This window comes from Desulfocurvibacter africanus subsp. africanus DSM 2603 (assembly GCF_000422545.1).
Classification (GTDB): domain Bacteria; phylum Desulfobacterota; class Desulfovibrionia; order Desulfovibrionales; family Desulfovibrionaceae; genus Desulfocurvibacter; species Desulfocurvibacter africanus.
In genome coordinates this window covers 313,554-337,152 of sequence record NZ_AULZ01000002.1, presented here as the reverse complement: position 1 = coordinate 337,152, position 23,599 = coordinate 313,554, and the positions used below count along the sequence as shown (strand labels likewise).

Here is a 23,599-nt window from a genome sequence, read left to right as displayed (position 1 = left end):
AATCTCTGCAAAGAGATAGTGTAGCTGACCTGACCTTTTAGGATACCTTATAGACTGATTTCGAAGCATTATTAAGAACAAAAAAAATAACCAGCCTAACACTAATCTAAAAACGCTCCCCATTACTACAGCATGCACGGCTAATCCACAGCGTGCACGGCCAATCCGCTTCCAATCGTTTTTCAGACATATGCTTAATCATATGTGATGCGGGGCTGCCCGATGGGACTGCGGTCCGACCCAGACCATAGCCTGGAGCCTGTGGTTTCACCACTTTCCTCGGCTGGGAAAGCATGGCACACGTATATGCACGGGCGGCGAGCGCTTTGAATGCATGGATCGACGCTCAGCCGCCGTCATGGCCGCTGCTCAGGGAATCCGGGCGAGTTGCAGGATAACGAGAATGTGTTCATGACTAGGCGCAAGGTCATACCGCTCTGTGACGCGGATTTGACCCGCGAGAGACTCGTCGGAGCCGCGGGCGAAGTCTTGGCGCGCGAAGGCTTCAAGGGCCTCACGGAAGAGAAGGTCTGCGCCGAGGCGGGAGTGGAGCGCCGTCTGCTCTACAAGCACTTCCACGGCCTTAAGGGTCTGCTGGCAGCGTTCCGGGTCAGCCCTGATTTCTGGCCCACGGTCGAGGAACTGGTGGCCGGGGATGAGGAGGCCTTGCGCAGGCTGCCGCCCCACGCTCTCATGGCCGAATTCTTCAAGCGCTACATGCGCGCCATACGCCGGCGGCCCCGCACCCTGGACATCTTGTCCTGGGAAGGACGCGAGCGTAACGCCTACACGCGCGTCATTGAACAAGGCCGTGAGCGCACTGCCTTGGAATTCTTCGAGTACATGCGTGACGATCCGCCCGAGGACGTGGACTTGTCGGTGCTCGTGGCCCTGGTGGCCGGGGCAGTGCATTTCCTTACCGTTCGTTCAAGGGTCGGAGACTTTTTCGGAGGCCTGGACTTGCGCGCGGACGAGGATTGGCTTCGCGTGGAGCGAGCCATCGAACACATTTTTCGTTGTTCCTTGGCCCGTACCTGAGCTTTGCGAGGCACGCCAAGTCCGCTTGCGATGAATTGCAGGAACCAAGCATCCCTGTGTGAATAACCCCCTGTCCCAAATACTCGCTTCGAGATTGCACGGAACATCATGAATACGCTTGATGTCATAGGCGGCAAGGCTCTGGAAGGGCTTCTGCCGCATGCCGAAGAGATAGATTTCCTCGTGAACCTGCCTCTGGAACGCCTGCCGGAACTGTGCGCCTGGGCCCAGCGCATCAAGGAACACTCCCTGGGCAAAACGCTGGGCTTTTGCGCCATCGTCAACGCCAAGAGCGGGCGCTGCGAACAGGATTGCACCTTCTGCGCTCAGGCCGGCCACTACCGCACGGGAGCACGGACGCACGCCTTCATAGGCCGCGAGGGCATCCGTGAGGCGGCGCGTCATGCACTGGACAAGGGCGCGCGCCGCTTCGCCATCGTAACCAGCGGCATGCGGCCACGACCGGAGGAGTTCGCGGCAATCGTGGCCAGCGTGGCCGAACTGCGCGCCCTGGACATGCTGCCCGGAGTGTCCATCGGCCTGCTCGATCAGCAGGAACTGCTCCGCCTGCAAGAGGCCGGTCTGGCTTGCCTGCATCACAACCTGGAAACATCGGGCAGCTTTTTTCCACGCATTTGCACCACGCACGCCTACGCCGAGGACGTGCGCACCGTGCGCGACGCCGTGGCCCTGGGCCTGAACGTCTGCAGTGGAGGCATCTTCGGCCTGGGCGAATCCTGGGCGGACCGCGTGGACCTGGCATTGCTGCTGCGCGAACTCGGGGTTTGGTCCGTGCCCATTAACTTCCTGGTACCCATCCCCGGCACACCGCTCGGCGAACAACCGCTCCTTGCTCCCGAGGAGGCTCTGCGCATTGTGGCTGTATACCGTTTCCTGCTCCCGGACCGCCATATCCGCATCTGCGGAGGCCGAGTTCAAGTCTTTGGGCAACGGCGCGCCGAACTGCTCATGGCGGGGGCCAGCGGCATCATGGTCGGCGACCTGCTGACCGTCCACGGCGGCGATGCGGAAGAAGACCGCAAGGATGCCGAGCGGCTCGGGATGCGCGTGGAGTAGCCGCCGTCACCCGACCGGCGAAGCTGCAGAGTCTTGGCGCGGCGCACTCATGGCCGTGCGGAAGCCCACGTCCTCGAAGGCTTCCCAGGGCTGGCGCGGCAGAGGCGCGCAATCGTGGAGTTCCTGTCTGCCGACAAGGCCGCCTCGCTTGAGGCCCTTGCCTTCCAGGGCTCCGGTGTCGCCCATGACCACGAAAGCCTGATTCTCTGTCGCTCCGAGTGCGGCATCGCACGCGGCCCACTCGCGCACATTGCCGTCCAGGCCGCGCAAGCCCAAACCGTTCTCGGGCGGCAAACCCACGGGCAGTTGGACTTGTCCTTCCTCGTCGGGCTCCCCACCGATCCGATTTGGCTCCGGTAATGCCCCTGCGGCCAAGGCCCACTCCTCGGCCGTGGGCAGCCGCTGACCATAGTGGGCGGCGTATGCCGCGGCACCGCTGGCCGTCACACGCACCACGGGGTTGGCAGCCAGGGACGGATCGCCGATACGGAATTCCCCCCCTGCAAAGATGATGGGTTCCACACCGTCGAGCACCTCGCCGAGCTGGAGCCAGATCTGTTCGCCGTGGACCACCGCGCCATCACGCACCTCCACGCGGCTCAGACTGCTGTTCAGAAACTCCACGAATTGCAGGTTGGTCACCTCGGTACTGCCCAGATAAAAGGCGGGCAAACTTACTCGCCTATCTGCGCCTTGCTCTTCGCTCACCACGACATTCCCGGTCGGGACGAGCCGCAGGAGGCCGCCATCTTTCGCGGCCAAGGTTATGGGCAGCCCATCGCCGAGGCTTGCCGGTTTTTCGTCAGCCGATACCCGCAGGTCTCCAATCGGCTCTTCGACCTGGGGCGCACTCGCGATCGGATTCAGTGGGGCCGGACCGGAATGCCGCATTGTCATCACTGCCAGCACCAAAACCAGCGCGGCAAGAGCCACGGCAGGCCACCACTGCCGCTGCGGCCTGGTATCCGCAGGCACTTTATCCGCCATGCGCCGCGCGGGAGTCAGCGGCAAGGCTTCCAACTCTGCTCGCAGTTCGCGCACGCCGGGAATGCGCTCACCGACATCCTTGGCCGTGGCTCGCCGCACGATGCGGTCCAACCCGCGCAGCAGATCGCCATCCGCCTGCGGCAATCGCGCCGTTTCCATGATGAAGCTTGTGTCCCTGCGCATACGGCCGGCCGCAGCCTCGTAAAGAATCTTGCCCAAGGCGTATACTTCCATGCGCGCATCGGCGAGCTGCAGATCCGTGAACTGCTCCGGGGCCATGTAGAAGATGGTGCCGATGACGTGGTGGCTGCGCGTGACCACTGGCGCGAAGCGCGCTCCGGCCAAACCGAAGTCGGCGATACGCGGCGTGCCGTCATCCAGAAGCACGTTTTCCGGCTTGAGGTCGCGGTGCAGCACTCCCATGGCGTGCAGGGCCTCGACTCCGGACAAGAGCGGCAGGAATACCTCGACCAGCCAGCGGCGCAGGCCGTCCTCGTCTCGGCCGAAACCAGCCTCGGACATGGACTGACGCATGGTCGGGCCGGGCACGTACTCCATGACGTAGTAATCATAGTCGCGGCCAGACAGCTCCAGCGTACCCTGATCGAAGACCTGAACCACATTGGGATGGCGTATCTGGGCCATGATGCGCATCTCACGCCGGAAGCGCTCCACCTCGGTTCCAGCTTCGCCCGAGTCCTCCACGCTGCGCAGGAACTCGGGCGAGATCATCTTCACCGCGGCCTTGCGGCCCAGCTCACAGTGCTCAGCCAGATAGATGATGCCCTTGCCGCCGGTGGCGATATGTCCCAAGAGCCTCCAGCGGCCCCCGAGAATGACGCCTTCCTCCAGAAGTGGAATGCTATGCATAAATGTTCTCCGAGCGCTCGCGCTCAGCTTGATAGCGTTTTCAGGGATACACGATTTTAGCACTCCATGGCGCTGGGGCAAAGGCTGGAGGCATTTTTCTTCTTCTGCGATTCCGCCGGGAAGGCGCATGTTCCCGAATTGTCACGTGGCCATACAGGCAGAGCAGATGCCCCGCTCGGATTACCCCGAGAATTGCCGGGACCACCTGTTTGCGGATCGTGATGCGGCCGAGATACCCGTAAAGGCCATCACGACTTGCAGGCTGTTAAGTATGCAAGCGTATGATTTTAATGGTGGTCAGTATCCTGCTTATTGCGAATCGAGCTATTCGCATGCCCGCCATCCTTTCAGGGACAACGTGTTACATACTGCGCATGTAATGAATACTGCTGAACAAGCTACAAACGCATTCTGATACCTTATAAGTAATGCCTGCACGCCATAAAACCAGCTCGCTGGTTCACATACAGCATAAGTCTATATCACTTCATGCACGTCATTCATATCGCTTGAGACAGGTGCGACTCGTCCTCCGTGTGATACGAAAGGCATAAGGCTTGCAAAAGTTTAAAAATTAAAACCAAACTGCAACAATTGTTTTTTGAACCACGCTATCCAGGGCGCTGATCAACCATGAGCCTCTTTCTGCATCCACATTGCGTGGAATTGATGACAGCCCCATGGATTACAGCCGTCATGGCAGCAGGCACGGAAAACTCCATTGCAAAGGAGCAGCATATGGGCAAGGGCTACGCACGGCTGACGGTATTCCTCTTCCTTCTCGGCACGCTTCTGCCCGCCCAGGCCTGGTGCCTGGACGTTTTCATCGGCCCCCGAATCGGCACCTTGGGCGCGGGCGCCGAGGCTGGAATCGAGTTCACTGACTTCATCAAGCTTCGTGGAGTCGTACAGGGCTTCAAATGGACGATCGACGACAAGAAGGTTTCCGGGATCGAGTACGACTTCGGCATGAATTCCTTCACCGCCGGAGCCCTGCTTGACATCCATCCCCTAGGCATCTCGCCCGTGGGCGGCTCCTTCCGTGTGTCCGCCGGAGCGTTCTACAACGCCAACAACTTCTCGCTGGAAGCCAAGCCCACCGAGACAGTGACCATCGGCGGAACGGACTATACGGCAAGTAATGTGGACAGACTCGATGCCGACGTGGATTTCAATGACATCGCTCCGTACGTGGGAATCGGTTGGGGCACGAGTCCGGGCCTGCTGCCATTCTCCTTCACCGCCGATATGGGCGTGCTTTACCAGGGCTCCCCGCGAGTGGACCTGAGCTCTCCCAGGGCACGCGATAATGCGGCGCTTGCCGCGTCCATCGAAAGCGAGGAGGACGACATGGAGGACGACCTGTCCTCCTGGAAGTGGTACCCGGTGGTCATGGTCGGCTTCGCCATCAGCTTCTAGCCATGGTGTCCTCAGAATGAGCCAGGATACTCACCGAGGGCATCCCAAGAATAATCACGAGCCGAAAGCCCGGCTTTCGGCTCGCCCGCGCCTTCTTGGGCAGCGAAGCCATCCGCCGGCTGCCTAGTATCAAGGACTTGCGTGCGCATGGAGAATGCGCCCTGGGTGCACGGCAGGCAGGGTGGTATTTAGCGGCAACCGTGCCGACGCCTTTGTCGCTTATTCTCAACTTGAATTTGCCCTCTTTCACCACTGCGGCTACCATGGCCTTTGTAATAAAGGGGGTTGCGGCATGCTGCGGTTTGAACGCTCAGTGGCGATACTGGCGCTTACGGTTCTGACTGCCTGCTCCGGGAGCACGGCCGGCATAGGTGTGGGCATAGGCGGAGGTAGCGGAGGAGGCGGCGTCTGGGTCCAGGGCTCGCCTGGAGCCTTGAGTCGAGAACAGCCGCCCGCCAAGGTGGTCACCGAGGGCAGCGCGCTGTCTGTGCCCGCATCGGCCCAACTCTCCGAGGGCATGCGGATTTGGCTGCAGTCCCAGGCGGATCTGACGGACCTCAAGGCCATCAACTACGGCCTGGAGCACAATCCGCAGGGCGAGGCCATGGGCTGGCGCAACTTTGATACCGGCCGCGCCTATTCTCTCATTCCTGGCGAGTACAGAAGCGTGAACGACCGCCGCTGCCGTGATTTCGAATTGAGCATGACCCAGGACGGAACCACGGGGCAGTCCTTCTCGGGCTCGGCCTGCCGGGAAGAAACCAGTCAATGGAGCCTTGAAAAAGGCGTCTGAGCCGACCGGATAGGCGGTTTTCTACAACGCAACAACTTCAGCGGCAGTTAGTATTCCGCCTGCCGTTGAAATTTGTTGCGTTAATTATTCAATTTGCGAAAATTAAAGCCACAGGCGCACAAATAAGTGGCATGCGAGCTTCCAACAGGTACTCGCCGTTCGCCTTATCCCATGCTGTCAACCCGGAGGTCAGGTCGCGGTGCTGTACACTCCCGAGATTCCCTCGGAAGAAATTCTACAAAAGCTGTCCAAACGCTATCCGCAGATGGACCCTGATTCATTCAGGGCCTGCCTGGTGCTCGCGCGTTGCGGAACGGATATGAACGCAGCTTTTGAGGATTTCCTAGTCGAATGCAAGCTCTCCCAGGGCCGGTTCATGGTGCTGGGCTTGATGAACCGCACACCCGAAGAACCATTCACGCCGACTCAGTTGGCCAAGGCCCTTGGCGTATCCCGGGCGACCATGACCGGTCTGGTGGACGGCCTGGAATCGGCTGGGCTGGTGGAACGCGGCATCCACTCCGAGGATCGGCGCAAGATGCGCGTGCGCATGACTGCCAAAGGCCGCAAGGCCATGGACGAGATCATGCCCGAGTTCTACGGCTCGGTTGCGTCCATCATGAGCGGCGTCAATTCGTCCGACCACAAGCTGCTGGTGGAGATGCTCGAAACCGTAAGCAAGGCGCTCGTGGCCTACAGAAGAGGCGAGCATAGCTGATTCGCCGGCCGTCTTGCCTGTCCATGGACTGCACTGTTGGGTCATCCGCGCCTGGCCTTCCAGCTATTCGTCCTTGGCCGAAACCCCGAGGGCTTGCGGCGAATCCAGCATAGCCAGTTCTGGACGCGCGTATCAGCCAAGAGCCGCTCCAGGCTGTTATACTCGCTGGCCAGCTCTTTTTCGCTGAAAATCTGGTGGATGCGGATATGGCAAGGAGCGCACAGATCCACGATCTCTCGTAGATCCTGGGCGCGAGCGTCCTTCTTGCGCTTTAGCCTGCGGTGCAGGCTGCGCGGAAAGAGGTGGTGGCGTGTGGTCAGTTCCGGCCGGCCGCAAAGGTCGCAAGGGCGCATGAACCAGGATAGATGCCGATCTGATCGGAGGCAAGCTAGCCTCGTCGGAATCGGCCCACAATCCATAGCAGGAGCACGGCGCCTACCGTCGCCGAAATCAGAGCGCCAATGGGGCCGAAAGGTCTGAAGCCCACAAGGCGGAACAGAATGCCGCCGATGAAGGCGCCGGCGATGCCCAGAAGGATGTTCTTCGGCAGTCCGAAGCCGCCGCCGCGCATAATCTTCCCGGCCAGCCAGCCGGCCAGCGCACCGATGACGAGCATGAACAGGAGATAGAGCATTTGGCCTCCTTGGCCCTGCGGCTTGCTTAGCCCTTCTCTTGCGTACCCGTCAGGGATACCTTCAAGGGCTTTTCATCCCGCAACGTATGAAGCATTCTCCCACTCCACACCTTGTGAGCATTATCCGAGCCCTGGACAATTATTTCCACGACGACCTCGGCCGTCGTACGCTGATATGGAGACATGCATGCGCAGCAAAACCGAAAAGAGCGGGCTGACCGGATTGCCCCTAATGGCTGGGGCAGTCCTCATCAGCTTCGCTCCGGTCTTCGTGAAAATTTCGGGGGTGGGCCCAGCCACGGCTGGCTTCTACCGTCTGCTATTCGGCGGCTTGGCGCTGAGCCTTGCGGCCCTCGTCGGCGGGCGGCTCAGCTTGCCTAGTGGCGGCCGGCTGGGGCTGGTGCTGCTCGCGGCCGTGCTCTTCGCCTTGGACCTGGCCTTCTGGCACCGCTCCATCCACCACGTGGGACCGGGACTGGCCACGGTGCTCGGCAATTTCCAGGTCTTTGTCCTCGCCGTCGCGGGAATCCTGTTCTTCCGAGAGCGACCTGGACTGCGCTTTTTTGCAGCGGTGCTCATGGCCATGCTTGGCGTATTCCTACTGGTGGGCACGGATTGGCGAAGCCAAGGCTTCGAGTACAGGCTGGGAGTGATCGAAGGCTTGATCACCGCCGTATTCTACGGAGCATATCTCATCACCCTGCGCCGGGTGCAATCCAGCCAGGGCCATGCGGCTCAGGTGGCGGGCATCGCCGCCGTGAGCCTGTTGAGCGTCGTGCCCATGTTCGGGGTCATGCTCCTGCAGGGCGAATCACTAGCCATACCGGACCTGCGTAGCGGCGGAGTGCTCCTGGCCTACGGAGTGCTCTGCCAGGGCGGCGGCTGGCTGCTCATCTCTCGCGGCCTGCCGCGGGTCACGGTTTCGGCGGCCGGCCTGTTCATTCTCCTGCAGCCTACCCTGTCCTTTGTCTGGGACGTGCTCTTCTTCGCCCGGCCCCTGCGTCTCACGGATCTTGCCGGTGCGGCCCTGGCCCTTGGGGCCATATACCTTGGAACCCGCAGCACGCAGACGCCAGCGACCCAAGCGTAAGATGCCGAGGCAGGCAAACGCCCAAAGCACTGGAGCCCCGGCCACGACGCCAATTCCCTTTAAGCCTTGCTGCGGTCAGCCGCGGCCTCCACTTGATCGGCGGCCGCCTGCGGCTCCAGGGTTTGCCCCGACTCAAGCCGCGCCCGGATCAGATTGATCTCGCGCATGATCTCCGGTTCATCCGGGTTGAAATAGTTTTGCCAAGCCTTTAAGGCAGCTTCCAGCTTGCCTTCGCGAGTCAGGCACAGGCCCAGGTATAGCGAAGCAAGACGGCTCTCGGCCTTGCGCAGCACTCGCTGCAACTCGACCTTGGCCTGAACGATCCTGCCGGCTTTATACAGGCACCAGCCGAGCTTGGCTCGGATATCGTGAGCCTCGGGCGACTGTTCCAGGATACAGCGGTAGGCGGCTGCGGCCTGTGCGTATTCGCCGCTTCCGGCCAGTGCATCGGCCTGCAGTGACTCGGGCGCGATGCCTGTAACCTGCCCTCCGGCCTCTTCGGGGCCACGAAAGCGATTGACCAGTCCCAGGAGCAAACCGCGCCGGGATACTTTGGCTCCGCTCAGGCCCTTAGCATCATGCGTTTCCTTCACAAAGCCCTCCTTACAGCTACGCTGCGTCGAGCGCGGTGCGTTCTTGAAGATGGGTGGATCAACACATCCACATAAGTGTCATTTGACACGCGGCCGGAAAAAAACCATCTTACAGCCACTCGTTCCTGGCAGTCCCTGCCGGAATCATCCGTTACATACGACGCAAGATGACAACAACAAACACCAAGTTTTTACAGCAGCAACGTCTGCATGAAAAGACCGTGCGCGAATTCGTCGAGCAGCAGGGCGGCGTGTTCCTAGCCTTGTCCGACGATTCGGTATTCGTCAACAATTTGCGCGGAGCGGCCTACAAGCATTTGGCCCTGCGCGCTGGGGCGGTGCGCAGCTTCAGTGGCCGGGAGCACCTCATCAGGGAGCTCAAGGAGGTCATCAAGAACCGCAACAAGCCGCTCATCTTCGTGGAACGCGAGACCGACAGCGTATCCAACGCAGATTTCATCAAATTTCTGCGCGCCAACATCCCGGACATCTTCATCCTCGTGCTGACCACGGAGATCGCCAAGGAGCATCTCATCCTGTTCCTGGAAATGGGCGCCAACTCCTGCATCACCAAGCCTATTTCCATCGATCAGCTCGTGGAGAAGATCGCCTTCACGGTCAAGCCGCCCACGCAACTCGTGGCCCTCATCGAACGCGGCAAGAAGCTCATGTTCCTCAAGGAGTACGAGAAGGCCCTCAAGATCGCCACCAAGGTTCTGGAGGTCAAGCCCAACTCCCCGGCCGGCCTCATGCTCAAGGGCGACTCGCTAAAAGCCCTCGGCAAGCGCAAGGATGCCCTGGTGGCCTATCGCCAAGCCAGCGACATGGCCGAGATGTATCTGGAACCGCTCAAGAAGCTGGCCGATTACTACAACGAAGAGGGTGACGATCAACGCGAGCTCGTGTACCTGGACCAGCTCGACCAACTCTCGCCGCTCAACATCGATCGCAAGATGTCCATCGGCCGCATCAACGCCAACCTGGGCAACTTCGAGAAGGCCGAGGAGGTCTTCGACCAGGTGGTGCGCCTGACCAACCGGGATGCCAAGACCCGCGTGGCCAGCGTGTCCAAGAACATTGGCGAGTACCTGACCCAGAAGAACGCCAAGCTGGCCGAAAAATACCTGACGCACAGCCTGCGCACCAAGCGCAACATGATCTCCAAGTCCGACATGGAGACCTTCAATACCCTGGGCATCGCCCTGCGTAACCAGGGCAAGTGGCAGGAAGCCGTCAAAAACTACATGTCGGCCCTCACGATCGCGCCGAACGAAGCCAACCTGCACTACAACATGTCGCTGGCCTACACCGATGGCGAAGATTTCGCACATGCGGCCGAGCACATGGACGAAGCCACTCGTCTGGACCCCACGCTCGGCGAGGACAACGACATCGTCAGCTACAACATTGGCTACGCATTCCTACGGGTGAAGCAGGTTCAGAAATCGGGCAAGTACCTGACCATGGCTCTTAAGCTCAATCCGCAAAACGAAGACGCCCAAGGGGCCCTGGCCAAGCTCAGGGTCTTGGCCACGGAGATGGCCGCGGCTGCCAAGGCCGCGGCGGCGCAGAAGGCTCAACAGGGCTAGGGCCGGCCCTCCGCCTTATCACCTGCCTGCTCCTGCGCCTCGGGGCTGGACAGCATGTGGAAGAACTCCTGCACGAACTTGCCTGAAACCACCTCCGGCAAGGTGAAGCGCGGGGGCGTAAGGCCGTTCGTGCTGCCGGCATAGGACGCCAGAAGCCGCGCCGAGATGTCCCGCGAGCGCGCCTCGGCCAGGGCCAGCAACTCGTCACGCTGCTCACTCGGCAGATCGAAGGCTCGGCAGGCCATGGGCCTGCGCTCGAAGATCAAACACTCCCCATATTCATTCAACGGACAGAGCACTTCGGCCGCCCGATAGGCCGTCCGCACCTCCGGCCCGAAGCGTTGGCCCCCGCAGGAGCTACGCGCCTGGCGCACGGCGCGCGTGGCCTCCACGGCTTGCTTCACGCACATCTCACGGCTGGTACGTGACAGAAGCTCGGTCATGGCGTGCTTCACATACACCGCCTCGGCCAAGGGAACTTCTACCAGATCGCGGCAGCATCCGGCGTGCTCGCGGCCGCACAAGCGCTCTTCCTCGCCGAGCTGGCTGTCCAGGGCGGCCAGGATTTGCTCGTGCTCGGCCAGGAACGGAACCAGGTCCACCATGTGCCGCACTTCGAGCATGGGCTCGCGCAGGGTCAAAGGCTTCTCGCGCTGGCCGTACTTGCGGATGAACCACCACTGGTTGAAATTGACGGGCTTGGACTTGAGGGGTTTGAGCGTGCGGTTGGCCAGCTTGGAGCCCAGGCCCTTGCGCAGCAGGTAGGCATTGAGCACCGTGCCCGTGCGGCCGATGCCGTGACGGCAGTGGATGAGCGCCCTCTTGCCCAGGTAGATGACCTCGTCCAGCCAGTCCAGGGCCTTTTCAAGCTCCGGCAAATCCGGGGCCTGCTCGTCCGGAATGGGCAGATAGTAGGTTTCGAAGCCCGCTTCCGACTCGATCCAGTGCAGATCGCAAAACTCGGCGCACAGGTTGAGGATCGCCGTGATGCCCTGGTCCTTTAGAGCGCCCAGGTCGTCATGGTTCATGGGCGCGGAGCCCACGGCGAGGGAATCGGTCACCCAGTTGACTTTGTAGTGGCTGGCCATGGGCTGAGATATATGCACTTCGGCGCAGGTTGCAACACAGGGGAATCAGCGACAAGCTTGCGACAACGGCCGCCTGACCGCCAATAGGCAACGCAAACCGGGCGGGCTCGCACGGGAGCGACGGGAACCTTTCGCGCCCTTTCTTGTGGTCCGATCGCAATGACGCTATTCCTTGGGCATGCTGACCATTTCCAAGTCCTCGCAGCGTTACACGCCCGTCATCCTGAGCGTCATTCTAACGCAGGCCCTATGGCTGGGCAGCAAATGGTTCTTCCAGGACTGGTTCGACGATCCGTTCAAGTACCCGGCCAAGGCGGCATCCCTCACGGCCACAGTGCTCATGTGCTGGTGCATCGCGCTGTCCACGCGCTGGCGGCCGATCGAGGACTATTTCGGCGGGCTGGACAAGGTCTATCAAGTGCACAAGCGTCTTGGACGCTGGTCCTTCTACATAATCCTGATCCATCCGCTATGTCTTGCAGCACACAGGCTGCCCGACCTGCCAGCTTTTCTCGAATACCTGTGGTTCCAGAAGCTCGTTGGCAATCCGTACCTGGTCGGGCATAATCTCGGCATCATCACACTCATGCTCATGGCCGGCCTGGTGACGCTGACCCTGTGGATCAAGCCGCCCTACCACATCTGGAAGCACAGCCACGAGTGGTTCGGCCTGGTCCTGCTGCTGGTCATCGCGCACATATGGTTCTTGGACGCGGACATCGCGGCGTATCCACTCCTGCGCGCGTTGATGTACGCACTTCTGGCCATCGCAGCGGCGAGCTTTGTGTACATCCGCTTCCTCTACCGTTTCCTCGGCCCGCACTATCGCTATGCGGTTTCGCGCGTCGAAAAGATAGCGGACATCCTGGAGCTGACCTTCGCGCCCAAGGGAAAAAAGATGGACTTCAAGCCAAGCCAGTTCGTCTACCTCGTGGTCCGCAAGCCAGGCATATCGCCCGAGCCACATCCCTACTCCATCGCCTGTGGCTACAGTCTGGGGGCCGAATTCAAGCTCGGCATCAAGCAGACCGGCGACCACACACGAAGCATCGAGGCTCTGACCAAGGGCGACCCGGTCGACGTGTACGGCCCCTACGGCCGCTTCAGCGACCAGTTCCTGGCCGGCGGGCGCGACTGCGTGTTCATCGGCGGCGGCATCGGCATCACGCCCTTTCTAGGCATGTGGCACGTGGCCCTGCACTCCGAGGAACGGTTGAGCGCGGAAAGCGTGTCCGGCGAACTTCGCAGGATGCACCCCGAGATCATCAAGACCTGGGAAAGCCCCCGCGTGTTCCTGTTCTACGTCTGCCGCGAGGAGCATGAAGCCAGCTTCGACGATGACATCAGGCAGGAGGTCGTCCTCAGCCAGTTCCACGGCTTCGAGAACTTGGAGAAGCGCGGCCACCGCTACGAGCTGTACCTGAGCTCCAAACAGGGCCGCATCGACGCGCGGTACATCGCCGATCGCGTGCCCGGCGGCGTACTGGACAAGGATATTTATCTCTGCGGTCCCACGCCCATGGTCGATTCGCTCATCAGTCAGTTCAGGCGCATGGGCGTACCGGCCGGCCAGTTCGTGGTCGAGGATTTCAATCTGCTATGATGGAACGGCCCATCCGGGCCGAGAATCGCCGTACGACATCCGCCAACCGTTCGTCCAGCCGGGCCATGGCAGCATCGCGCAAGGGCGCCGGAATGTTGCCCGTGGGATGGTAAAAGGCCTCGGTGATGGACCCGGCCATGGCCCCCTGCGTGTCCGCGTCGCCACCCAGGGACACGGCGTTGCGAATGGCGGATTCGAGGCTGTCCGCTTCCAGGAAGGCGATAATGGCCTCGGGCACCGAACCCTGGCAGGTCACGTCGAAGTGGTACGTCGGGCGGATAGCGGCAAGCGTGCGGTCCAGGTTGTAGCCGAAGCGGGAGGAGATGAAGGCGCGGATGTCGGCCTTGGAAGAGCCGGTACGCGCGAGAAAGATCGCGCCAGCAACGGCCTGCGCGCCCTTGATGCCCTCGGGATGATTGTGCGATGCGCTGGCGCTGGCCTCGGCCTGGGCCAGGACCGTCTCCAGATTGTCGAACCACCAGCCCACGGGCGACACGCGCATGGCCGAGCCGTTGCCGAAGGAGCCGTACGGGCCAGCGTCGTCGGAAGCACACCAGGAGATGAAGCTGCCGCCGTAGCCGGCGGAAGGATAGGCGCGGCAGAACTCGCGGTACTTGACGGCATACGGGGCGACGCAGGATGCATCGCCCCTATCACAGCCGAGCAGAGCCTCGGCCGTGGCGCAGGTCAGCACCGTGTCGTCGGTGAAGCGGGAGGCGAACGTAAAGAGTTCGAACTCAATCGACTTGTGGGGGCGTCCCTCGAAGCGGGAGCCGATCATGTCGCCGAGAATTGCGCCGAGCATGCTACTCCACCTTGCGTATCCTCTCCCAATGATCGTCCAACCACACTACCCTGTCCGCATAGCACTGCAAGTCAGCCGAAATAGTATCCGTGAACCCGGCCAGCCAGAATTCCTTGTGCAGGTCTTCCTTGATGTAGGAGATGGCGTCCTCGAAGTCGCCGTCGCCGGTGGACAGCACCAGCCGGTCGTACATGCCCTGCGTGGCCAGACGGATGAGCAGCGTGGTGATGCCCACGTCCACGCCCTTCTGCACGTGGCGCTCCACGTATTCGCCGTTCGGGCAGCGGAAACTCAGGGTCTTCACCTTGTACAGGCGCACGCGCATCTTGGGGCCCTTGGGCGGCGCGGTCTTGAGCCAGGTATAGAAGGCGTTCTGTGCGTCGGAGGGATCCAGGGTCGAATCCAGGAAATAGCTTTCGTAGAAGGGACAACCGTTCAGATCTTCCAGCGTGTCCTTGAGTTTCAGATAGTCGAATTTACCTTTGGGCGCCTTGAGCAGATAGGACCCGTCCACAATCCAGATGACTCTCTTTTCGTTCATGATGGTTTCTCATAGGGGTGATAAAAGGAATTCTATAATGCGTTCATATCGGTGCCATAACGCTTCCAAAACTCTTCGACCATGGCCTCAACTTGGGTTTGACCGGTCATGGCCATGTCCATAAGCCGCGTTTGCCCGAGGATAATGCCCAGAAGGGTCAGCCGCTGCAAGCACTTTTGCTCGTCCTGGCGGCTGTAGCGTGCGTCCAGCAGGTCGCTGCGCGAGGTTGATACAAAGCCCGCGCGTTGCAGCACCTCGGCGATAAAGGCCAGACGCAGCAGCCGGTGTTCGAAATCCGCTCCGCCGCCCTTGAAGCGGAAGGCCACGTAGTTGGCGTCCTCTCGCTCGCAGCACAGGGCGTCCACCACGGCGAAATGGTAACCGAAGCGCACCATGGCGTGCAGGTAATCGTCCGAGAGCACGGCGTAGCTGGCCAACTCCTTGGAGCCCAGCACGCCCACCCCGGCGCTGACCTGATCGAAAGCCTCCCAATCCAGATGCTTGAGTCCCTTGGCCCAGACCACATCCTGGTGGGTCAGGCCTTGCCACAGGGCGAGCATGGGCCGGCTGGCCAAGTCGCTCGGGCCGATCTCGGCCTTGCCCGAGGCCTTGGCCCGTGTGCCGCCGTGCAGATCCAGCACATAGAAGTCCATGGGCACTCCCGTGCGCAGCCGTTTGGCCCGAGCAAGACCACGCCCGCCCCGGTCAACCAGGGAAAACATCTCGGCCACGCCCTTCTCGTGGCAGAAACGCACGATATCGTGCAGCGAGCTGCAAAAACGCGGGGTGAAACGCGGGGACTGCGGATCCGTGAGCGTGAGCGGCGAGACAAGCGGCATGATCGCCTCCAGCCTGCGGGCCATGGGCGAGGAGCGGCGCGGCGCGCGCGACTGCGCCGCCTCGCGCAGACCTTCCACGCTGCCCTCATAGATCATGCGACTTTCGGCGTCCACGGTCACGGCCTGGCCCGGTCTGAGCATCGTGCGCGCGCCCACGGCGCCCACCAGCACGGGCAGGCCGAACTCGCGGGCCACGGAGGCGAAATGGCTGGCCCGGCTGCCCCGCTCGGCCACGACGGCCTTGACGCGGCCAAGCAGACTGACCAGATCGGGCGAAAGGGTACCGCACACGAGCACCGTGCCGCCGGGCACCGAACGCAGCGGTTCGTCATCTCGCAGCAGATGCACCCGGCCCAGAGCCACGCCGCCCGCGGCCATCAGGCCGCCACGAAAGAGCACGGCATGGCTTTTGGCCAACCCCTCGGCAAACTCTTCGGCAGACTCGGCAAAGTCGGCGGCCTGGGCGCGGCCGCCCTCGTCCGCCTGCGGCTGCGCACGCTCTCCAAACGCGCTTGCAGCCTGCAAGGGCCGGGACTGAATCACATACATCTCGCCTTCGTCATCCTGGCACCACTCCACGTCTTGGGGACAGCCGAAGATCCGCTCCAGGACCATGGCCCAATCGGCCAAGGTCTTGATCGAAGGGAGATCCAGAACGGCCGTGGAGCGGCCCGGCACGCCCTCCTGCACGCGGCGCTGGGCCACGGATTTGAGAAGAACCGGATTGTCCGTGCGCGAAAGGTAGAACATGTCCGGCACGCTGGAGCCGCCGACCAGCCGCTCACCCAAGCCCGGCACCGCGTAAATGCCGATGCGCTCCCGCCGGCCTTCCGCGACCGGATCCAGGCTGTAGACCACTCCGCTGGACTTGGCCTGAACCATGGCCAGCACCAGCACGGCCATGGGCGCTTCACGGTCGGCCAGGCCGTAACGCACGCGGTAGGCCACGGCACGCGGGGCATACTTGCTGGCCAGCACACGCAGCCAGGCTTGTCGGACATCGGCGGGCACCACGCCCAACTCGCTCTCGTACTGGCCAGCAAAGGACACGCCTGAGTCGTCGCCGCCGCAGGCGATCTCGCTCGCGTCCTCGCCGACGGCGCTGGAGCGCACGGCCAGCCTCGGCGCGGCCACCCCGGCGGTCAGGCCCGCCACGGCTTCGGACAGGGCCTGCTCCACTGCCGGTGGCAGCGCGCCGCCGAGCACCATGTCCTGCATTTCGGCGCAAAGGGCGTCCAGCCGCTCGGGCTCGTCCAAGCGCACCCGCGACAGCAGTTCGTCCAGGCGCGGAGCCAGATCGTTATGTTCAAGGAAGGCGAAGAAGGCCGAGGTGGTCACGACGAATCCCGGAGGCACGGGCAGGCCCACGTCGACAAGCACGCGGCCCAGATGCCAGGCCTTGCCGCCCGCCTGATCCCGAGCGCCAACAACCTGCTCCAGAGGCAGCACGTAAGGTGGCCCGGCGTACAGCGTGGGAAGTCGGGCCAAAGGCTCCAGCCGTGCCAACAGGTCGCGCAGGCTCGGCTCCAAATCCATGTACTGGCCGGGATTCATGGCCACCAGATGGCGCGCGAGGCTGCCCACGGACCAGGTCAGGGCGCGCAACAAGCTTTCCAGCTTGGCCCAGTCGGCCTGCACCTGGCCATAGCGGATCTCCTCCAGGGCAGTGATCAGTTCCAGGCAGCGTTTGTCATCCTCCAGCAGCCGGCGGAAGGAATCATAACGCTCACGCAGCAGCGCGCCGGGCGCGAAGAGTTGGTAGGTCCAGTGGCGGAAGAGCTGGCCGAGCACCCTCTTTCCCTTATCCCGAGCTGCCGAGGGCCACGGCCACCTTCTCTTCCAGCTCGTCTTTATCGATGGGCTTGATGCAGTATTCGAATGCGCCGAGCTGCTGGGCCTGACGCGCGGTTTCCAGGGTGGGATAGCCCGTAAGCATGATGACCTTGGTATCCGGAGAGATGCGACGTATCTCGTCAAGCACTTCGATGCCGCTCATGCGCTTGAGCTTGATGTCCAGGATGGCCACGTCCGCGCCTTGCTCACGTAGATGAGCCAAGGCCTGCTCCTCGTCGGTGAAAGGATGCACCTCATGACCCTTGCGCTCCAGTATGCGCTGCACCATGCGTCCAGCGTCGGCCACGTCGTCCAGCACGATGATCTTGCTCATGGTATTTCCTCTTATGGGCATGCGGCCCCGATCTCGTGGGGCTCCGCGCCAACGGCAGCCGGCCGACTATGGGGCGATACCGCCCCCAAGCTCGCTCCAGCGGCCGGGACCCTCAGGTGAGTGGGTAGAATATGGCCGAATGGTCCGGCATGGTCTAAAAAACCTTAGCATGATTCAGCGGCGGAATCCATGCGCAAGACTCGCGGTTTCGCGACCTTCCGCTGCATCTAAGCCACAGGCATTTCAGGCGGGCTGTTCGGCCGGAGACAGATCGTCGGTGCCCTCCAAGCCGGATGGCGCAGGCAGGCCCTGGGATAACAGGTCCATGAAGGCCTGGGCGGTCAGCGGAGGCGCGAACAGAAACCCCTGGGCCAGGGCGCAGCTCTGGCTGCGCAGGAAAGCCAATTGCTCCTCGGTCTCCACGCCCTCGGCCACTACGGCCAAGCCCAGGCTCTCGGCCAGGGAAATCATGCCGCGCACGAGCACCGAACCGTCACTGCCTGGCGTACCTATATCGCTTACGAACAGGCGGTCGATCTTGAGTACGCTGATGGGCAAATGCTTGAGGTAGGCCAGCGAGGAATAGCCCGTGCCGAAGTCGTCCAGGGAAATGCTGACGCCCTTGGCGCTCAAAGCCTGTAGCACGGGCGCCGTGGCGCTCTTCAGATCCTTAATGAGCGCGGTTTCGGTGATTTCCAGGCCCAGCCTGGAAGCCGGGAAACCCGTGGCCGCGAGCACCTCGGTGACCATGCTCTCCACGCCGCCGAGCGCGAAATGCTGTGCCGACAGATTCACGGACAGCTTTAGCGGGACCTCGCCGCCGTTAGTCCAGCGCAGGGTCTCGCGGCAGGCTATCTCCAAGGCCAGGCGATCCATCTGCACCACCAGGCCGCATTCCTCGGCCTCGGGCATGAACTGCGAGGGCGGAACCACGCGACCGCTCTCATCGATCCAGCGCAGCAAGGCCTCCATGCCCACTATGCTACGGCTGGCGACATCCACGATAGGCTGATAGCGCAGCACGAAACGCCGCTGACTAATGGACTTGCGCAGCTCGGCTTCCAGATTAACCTTGCGCAGCAGGCGCGCGTTCATTTCGCCGGAGAAAAGCCTGTAGGCATGCTTACCCGAGTTCTTGGCCTCGTACATGGCCAAGTCGGCGTTCTTGAGCACGGCCTCGGCATCGTTCCCATCCTGGGGAAAGCGGGCGACGCCCACACTGGTGCTGGCGAATATCTCGCGGTCGCCCAAATGGAAGGGTTCGGCAAAGGCGCGCACCAGTCGTGCGGCCATGCGCTGGAGCAAATTCTCGTCGTGGGGTCTCTCCACCAGAACCACGAACTCGTCCCCGCCCAATCTGGCCACGAGGTCGTCCTTGCGCACGGCCTGATTCACGCGCTTGCCGGCCTTGCGCAGCATCTCGTCGCCGGCCAAGTGGCCCATGGTGTCGTTGACGTTCTTGAAGTCGTCCAGGTCCAGAAGCATGATCGCGAGTCCGCCGCCTTCCCTGCGGGCGCGGACAATGGCCGCCTCCAGACGCATGGAGAACATGGTGCGATTGGGCAATCCGGTAAGCTGGTCGAAATAGGCCTTGTTATACAGCTCGTGTTGGTAGCGCCGCTGCTCGGTGAGATCCACCATGGACAGCACGCCGCGATCCGAGCCCGGCACGCGGGCCAAGGTCAGGTACACGCTATGGGGCTTTCCGCTCGCATGCGCAAGCGTCGCTTCCAGGCACAAGGCCTTGCCGGAAGTTCCTACCGTCCCGGCCAGGGCTTGAATGTTCGCTACTTCCTCGGCCGGGAACAGGTCCTCCCAATGCAAGCCGGCCTGAACCGCTTCAGGCCTCAGGCCGGTCAATTCGAAGAATCCCTCGTTGGCCATGGTCCCCAAGCCCTGCTCGTTCAAAAGCAGGCTGGCCGCGCCGGAGTTCATGAAGATGGTCCGGTAGAGCAGTTCGCTCTCGGCCAAGGCCTGCTTGGTGCGCTCATGCTCGGTCACGTCGAGGAACGTCTCCAGGAGGTATTCCTTACCCTCGCGGGAAACCCGAGTGACGGTCTTGAGAATGCTGCGGCTGACGCCGTTCGGCCCTTCGAGCACGCGCACCATGGGCTCGCCCGGCCGAATGGCCCCGGCAAGAAACGGGCATGCGGCAACATGGGACGTGCAGAACAGTTCGAAGCACGAACGCCCCACGATCTGGCCTGCGGGCACTCCCGCGAGCCAGGCCGCACGGCTATTGGCCTCCACGATCACGCGCTCATGCGGATCGATTAGCACCACGCCGGCATCCAGGCTGTCGAGCATTGTGGATAAAAAGCCTCTGCTCTCGCGCAGGCTGTCCATCATGGCGCCGATCTTGCGCGAGACGGCCGCCAACTCATCCGAGCCGGACAAATGAGCCAGTTTGCCTTCGTCGTCCTTTAAGGCCGTATCGGCAATCTGGCTCAGTCGGACCACCCGCGAGGTGATACGCTGCTCCAGGAGCGCGTAGACCACGCCCAGGAGCAGCAAACCGCCCACGCAAAGGCCCACCAGACTATTGCCGAACGCGGCCTTGCCCAGGACATGAATCTCCCTGGGAGCTTCGATGAGCACGAAGGCGGCCGGGCCGCCGAAATAGCCATCCATGCGCAGAATCGTGCGCAACAGGTTTCCATCGGTTGAATGCCGCCATTTGGCCGTCGTACCCGCCAGGACTTCCATGATTCCTGACAACTCCGCAGACTGTTGGCCTTCAAGGGGCAGCAGGCGCATGCCCAAGTCTACACGTTCGCCCATGCTGGCCAACAGATCCTCGGTCAAGTAACGGCCAATTAGCATGACCCCACGCGGCGGGCCGGCGTTCTCGCTGGTCAAGATGGGTCTGCAGGAAAAGATGAATGATTTGCCATCCAGCACGATCATGCCGGCGTGGACAGTGCTTTCGGAGGCGGGGCGCAAAAGCTCCGGATGCTTTGTCAGTACTGTATTCAGGGTTTCCGGCACCGGGGCCCAGGCGCTTGTCTCCAGGTCGAAGAACCTGCCCCAGACCATGGCACCCTGAAGATCGTAGATCACGATGGCGTTGAGCTGCTGATCGATAAAGGTTTCCTTGGGCAGTGCGGAGCGCACGTACGCCTCGTCGCGGGTCGCCACGAACTCGCAGGTGTCATCCCACCAGGCCCAGTCCTTCACGAGCCTATCGAGGTATTCCGCCTCGGTGCCGATGATGTTGGCGGCACGCTTGGCGTTCTCGCCGGCGATCTTCTGTTCCAGCGAAGCGAAGCTCTCGAGGACGATATGCCTGGAAACCAGCGCATAGGTGCCTGCCAGCCCGAGAAAGGCCGCCAGAATTATGAGGAAGAGTCTGAGACGCAGGTTCATGCGTATGACGTGCTCTCGATCGCCGTGAACGCCAGAGGGGGGAAGAATAAGCGGCGCAAAACGGACGCATTATGACCAAGCCCGAGCGAACCACGTATGGGAGCATGCTCGCAACGTGCATCTTGCATCGATGCAAGGGGGATACTCTTAACTTAGACAGGTGAGTCTACGAAAGGAATAAGGAAATGACAATACAAAGACGCTAACGGCGTTCCGCGGCTGGGTTCCAAATCTGCGTTCCATTTCCTGCCTTCCTGGGTAAGGCAGGCCTATCAGGCTCCCGGCGCGCTCAGATATCCAGACACTCGTCCTCGGGCAGGCCTTCATCGGTCAGGGGCAGCTCGATGATGAACACCGTGCCCGGTCCCACGGGCCTGCCGTCCTCCTGACCCATGCCCAGATACTCCACCGGGGCGGGGCTCACGGCCGAGATCTTGCCCTTGTGATCCTTGATGATGCCGAAGGATACGGACAGGCCAAGGCCCGTGCCCGCGCCCACGGGCTTGGTGGTGAAGAAGGGGTCGAAGATCTGGGCCATGTGGTCCTGGCTGATGCCCTTGCCCGTGTCGGCCACGGTGACCACTACCCTGCGGCGGTGCTTACACAGCTTGGTGCGTATGACCATGGTGCCGTCCGCGCCTATGGCGTCGAAAGCGTTGCTCAGCAGGTTCAACCAGACCTGCTTGAGCTTTTCCTTGTCCCCGCGGATGGGGGGCACCCCGTCGTCCAGTTGCATCTCGATGAACACGCGCTCTTGCTGGAAAATATGCCGCACCAAGGCCACGACTTCACGGATGGATTCGTTCAGGTCCACCTCGGCCCAACTGGATTCCATCTGCCGCGAAAAACCGAGCAGGTCGGCCACTATCTTGCGGCAAACCTGGGTCTGCTTCTCGATGACGGCCACGTCTTCGCGCTCACGGCTGTCCTTGGGCAAGTCCTCCAAGAGGATCTGGGAGTAGCCGAGGATGATGCCCAGAGGAGTATTGATCTCATGGGCCACGCCGCCGGCCAGCTTGCCCAGGTCTTCCATCTTCTGTGACTGGATGAGCTGCTCCTGGTAGCGCTTGATGACCGAGATGTCGCGGGCCGTGAGCAACAAACCGATAATGCGCGGGGGCCGGGCCGAATCCGCCGGCTCGCCGTCGTAGACCGGCACCTTGACCACATGGAACCAGCGCCGGTTCTCCCCGCGCTGCACGTAGATTTCCTTGGATAGCGGCATGCCGGTTTCCAGGATCTGCCGGTTCTCATCCTCGCTGAGCACGCCCTGGCCGGACGGGAAGATATCCTTGTCCGTGCGCCCGACGACCTCCTCCCCGGACAGGGAGAAGTAGCGGCGGAAGGCCTTGTTCACCAGGCGGTAGACTAGTCGCTCGTCCTGCAGGCTGACCAGGTCCGGGGTCACGTCGAAGACCGTGTGCAGCAGCTGCTCCTGACGGGCCAGGCCGCGCCGGGCCGTCTCCAATTCGCCGATATGGTCTTTGAGTGTCGCGGCCATAACGTCGAAGGCCTCGGCCAGACTCTGAATCTCGTCACCGGCATTTTGCTGGTAGACAGGGCAGCTCTTGCAGCTTTCGCGCTTGTCTTCGCTCTCGGTATTGGCGCAGGCGGGACAAAGCGTGCCGGCCATGTACCAGCAGCGGCGACGGAGGTCGCCGTAGGCCGGACAGTTCTCCAGCCCGCAGTTCATGACCTCCCAGCAGTTGCGCCCCCTGGCCGTGCCTACCTGCACGTCGAGGTTGCCGCGCATGATCTCCTCGGCCGAGGCGCGCAGGAGGTTGATGCGCCTGGTCACGTTGCGCGCGAAGAAGGAACCCAGGATGAGCGAGAGCAGCGCGCCTGCGCCGGTGATGGCGAAGATGGCCAGAAAAAGCCGCCGGCCGGTGCGCTGCACCTCTTGCCGGGACAGGCCGATGCGCGCCGTGCCGATGCGGTTGTCGCCGATGTGCACACCGGCCGAAAAGTCGTAAACGAGCAACCTCCCCGTATCCAGGAGCAGGATGCCAACGGCATCCCCATCCGGCTCCGTGTTGACCTTCTTGAGCCCCGATGGGAAGCCGTCCGCGAAGGTATGCGCCAGAACCAGGCCGTCCTTGTCCAGGATGAAGGCATACTCCACGGTTTCGCCCAGGGCCTTGTACTGGTCCACGGTCTTCTTCAGGCGCAGGTAGTCGCGAGTCAGTAGCTGCTCTTCGGCCCTGCCGGCCAGGTTCAGCACCATGCTGGAGCCGCGTTTCTTGCTTTCCGCCAACAGCGAGCCTGTGACCAGGTTACTGACCAGGATGGCCGTGAACAGACCGAAGACAACGACAATTGCCGCGATGCCCAGGTTGATCTTGCCCCGGAAGGACAATGCGGACAGGAAGCCAACCCGCACGG

General features: G+C 62.0%; 19 protein-coding genes. 8 read left to right on the top strand and 11 right to left on the bottom strand.

Features of this window, described 5'->3' with window-relative positions:
* The first annotated feature begins 411 nt into the window (after positions 1-411).
* Both H585_RS0103745 and bioB read left to right on the top strand, forming a co-directional pair.
* Positions 412-1,038 (top strand): TetR/AcrR family transcriptional regulator, encoded by a 627-nt coding sequence (locus tag H585_RS0103745; RefSeq protein WP_027366806.1) that lies wholly within the window; start codon positions 412-414, stop codon positions 1,036-1,038.
* A 108-nt stretch (positions 1,039-1,146) separates the two neighbouring features.
* Positions 1,147-2,115: a biotin synthase BioB gene (gene bioB / locus H585_RS0103740; protein ID WP_027366805.1), complete on the top strand. Its 969-nt coding sequence runs from the start codon at positions 1,147-1,149 to the stop codon at positions 2,113-2,115.
* A gap of 6 nt (positions 2,116-2,121) precedes the next feature.
* On the opposite strand, the gene H585_RS0103735 is transcribed toward bioB, so the two are convergent.
* The gene (locus tag H585_RS0103735) at positions 2,122-3,972 is read right to left on the bottom strand and encodes a bifunctional serine/threonine-protein kinase/formylglycine-generating enzyme family protein (RefSeq protein ID WP_027366804.1); all 1,851 of its coding nucleotides are present in this window, start codon (positions 3,970-3,972) and stop codon (positions 2,122-2,124) included.
* 738 nt (positions 3,973-4,710) lie between these two features.
* Here H585_RS0103735 and H585_RS0103730 point away from each other — a divergent pair.
* From H585_RS0103730 to H585_RS0103720, 3 genes are all read left to right on the top strand, one after another.
* Positions 4,711-5,391 (top strand): hypothetical protein, encoded by a 681-nt coding sequence (locus H585_RS0103730; RefSeq protein ID WP_027366803.1) that lies wholly within the window; start codon positions 4,711-4,713, stop codon positions 5,389-5,391.
* Positions 5,392-5,683: 292 nt separating this feature from the next.
* A complete protein-coding gene (locus tag H585_RS0103725; protein WP_027366802.1) occupies positions 5,684-6,184 on the top strand; it encodes an RT0821/Lpp0805 family surface protein in 501 nt (166 codons plus the stop codon).
* 199 nt (positions 6,185-6,383) lie between these two features.
* The gene (locus tag H585_RS0103720) at positions 6,384-6,902 is read left to right on the top strand and encodes a MarR family winged helix-turn-helix transcriptional regulator (protein ID WP_027366801.1); all 519 of its coding nucleotides are present in this window, start codon (positions 6,384-6,386) and stop codon (positions 6,900-6,902) included.
* Positions 6,903-6,943: 41 nt separating this feature from the next.
* On the opposite strand, the gene H585_RS0103715 is transcribed toward H585_RS0103720, so the two are convergent.
* On the bottom strand, positions 6,944-7,255 hold the full coding sequence (locus H585_RS0103715; RefSeq protein WP_005987025.1) for a hypothetical protein: 312 nt from the start codon (positions 7,253-7,255) through the stop codon (positions 6,944-6,946).
* Positions 7,256-7,290: 35 nt separating this feature from the next.
* Positions 7,291-7,536 carry a GlsB/YeaQ/YmgE family stress response membrane protein gene (locus H585_RS0103710; RefSeq protein ID WP_005987023.1) on the bottom strand — a complete coding sequence of 82 codons (246 nt, stop codon included), beginning with the start codon at positions 7,534-7,536 and terminating at the stop codon, positions 7,291-7,293.
* 187 nt (positions 7,537-7,723) lie between these two features.
* On the opposite strand from H585_RS0103710, the gene H585_RS0103705 reads away from it, so the two are divergent.
* Complete coding sequence (locus H585_RS0103705; protein WP_027366800.1) at positions 7,724-8,626, top strand: DMT family transporter; 903 nt, start codon at positions 7,724-7,726, stop codon at positions 8,624-8,626.
* A gap of 59 nt (positions 8,627-8,685) precedes the next feature.
* On the opposite strand, the gene H585_RS0103700 is transcribed toward H585_RS0103705, so the two are convergent.
* A complete protein-coding gene (locus H585_RS0103700; protein WP_014260323.1) occupies positions 8,686-9,219 on the bottom strand; it encodes a tetratricopeptide repeat protein in 534 nt (177 codons plus the stop codon).
* Between the two features lie 167 nt (positions 9,220-9,386).
* On the opposite strand from H585_RS0103700, the gene H585_RS0103695 reads away from it, so the two are divergent.
* Positions 9,387-10,808, top strand: coding sequence for a tetratricopeptide repeat protein (locus tag H585_RS0103695; RefSeq protein ID WP_014260322.1), 1,422 nt, complete (start codon positions 9,387-9,389; stop codon positions 10,806-10,808).
* On the opposite strand, the gene H585_RS0103690 is transcribed toward H585_RS0103695, so the two are convergent.
* Positions 10,805-11,896: a protein-tyrosine phosphatase family protein gene (locus tag H585_RS0103690; RefSeq protein ID WP_034627059.1), complete on the bottom strand. Its 1,092-nt coding sequence runs from the start codon at positions 11,894-11,896 to the stop codon at positions 10,805-10,807. The two genes, H585_RS0103695 and H585_RS0103690, sit on opposite strands and share 4 nt — an antisense overlap.
* 178 nt (positions 11,897-12,074) lie before the next feature.
* Between H585_RS0103690 and H585_RS0103685 the strand changes: the two genes are divergently transcribed.
* Positions 12,075-13,499, top strand: a complete 1,425-nt coding sequence (locus tag H585_RS0103685; protein ID WP_027366798.1) for a ferredoxin reductase family protein — start codon at positions 12,075-12,077, stop codon at positions 13,497-13,499.
* On the opposite strand, the gene H585_RS0103680 is transcribed toward H585_RS0103685, so the two are convergent.
* The 6 genes from H585_RS0103680 to H585_RS0103655 form a co-directional block, all read right to left on the bottom strand.
* Positions 13,486-14,304 (bottom strand): ADP-ribosylglycohydrolase family protein, encoded by an 819-nt coding sequence (locus tag H585_RS0103680; RefSeq protein ID WP_027366797.1) that lies wholly within the window; start codon positions 14,302-14,304, stop codon positions 13,486-13,488. The two genes, H585_RS0103685 and H585_RS0103680, sit on opposite strands and share 14 nt — an antisense overlap.
* Position 14,305: 1 nt before the next feature.
* Positions 14,306-14,845, bottom strand: a complete 540-nt coding sequence (locus tag H585_RS0103675; protein WP_027366796.1) for an NYN domain-containing protein — start codon at positions 14,843-14,845, stop codon at positions 14,306-14,308.
* A 32-nt stretch (positions 14,846-14,877) separates the two neighbouring features.
* A complete protein-coding gene (locus tag H585_RS0103670; protein WP_027366795.1) occupies positions 14,878-17,475 on the bottom strand; it encodes a PEP/pyruvate-binding domain-containing protein in 2,598 nt (865 codons plus the stop codon).
* Positions 17,476-17,485: 10 nt separating this feature from the next.
* Positions 17,486-17,851 carry a response regulator gene (locus tag H585_RS0103665; protein ID WP_014260316.1) on the bottom strand — a complete coding sequence of 122 codons (366 nt, stop codon included), beginning with the start codon at positions 17,849-17,851 and terminating at the stop codon, positions 17,486-17,488.
* A 243-nt stretch (positions 17,852-18,094) separates the two neighbouring features.
* Positions 18,095-21,217: a bifunctional diguanylate cyclase/phosphodiesterase gene (locus H585_RS0103660; protein WP_027366794.1), complete on the bottom strand. Its 3,123-nt coding sequence runs from the start codon at positions 21,215-21,217 to the stop codon at positions 18,095-18,097.
* A gap of 289 nt (positions 21,218-21,506) precedes the next feature.
* A complete protein-coding gene (locus H585_RS0103655) occupies positions 21,507-23,597 on the bottom strand; it encodes an ATP-binding protein (protein WP_027366793.1) in 2,091 nt (696 codons plus the stop codon).
* Positions 23,598-23,599: the final 2 nt, after the last annotated feature.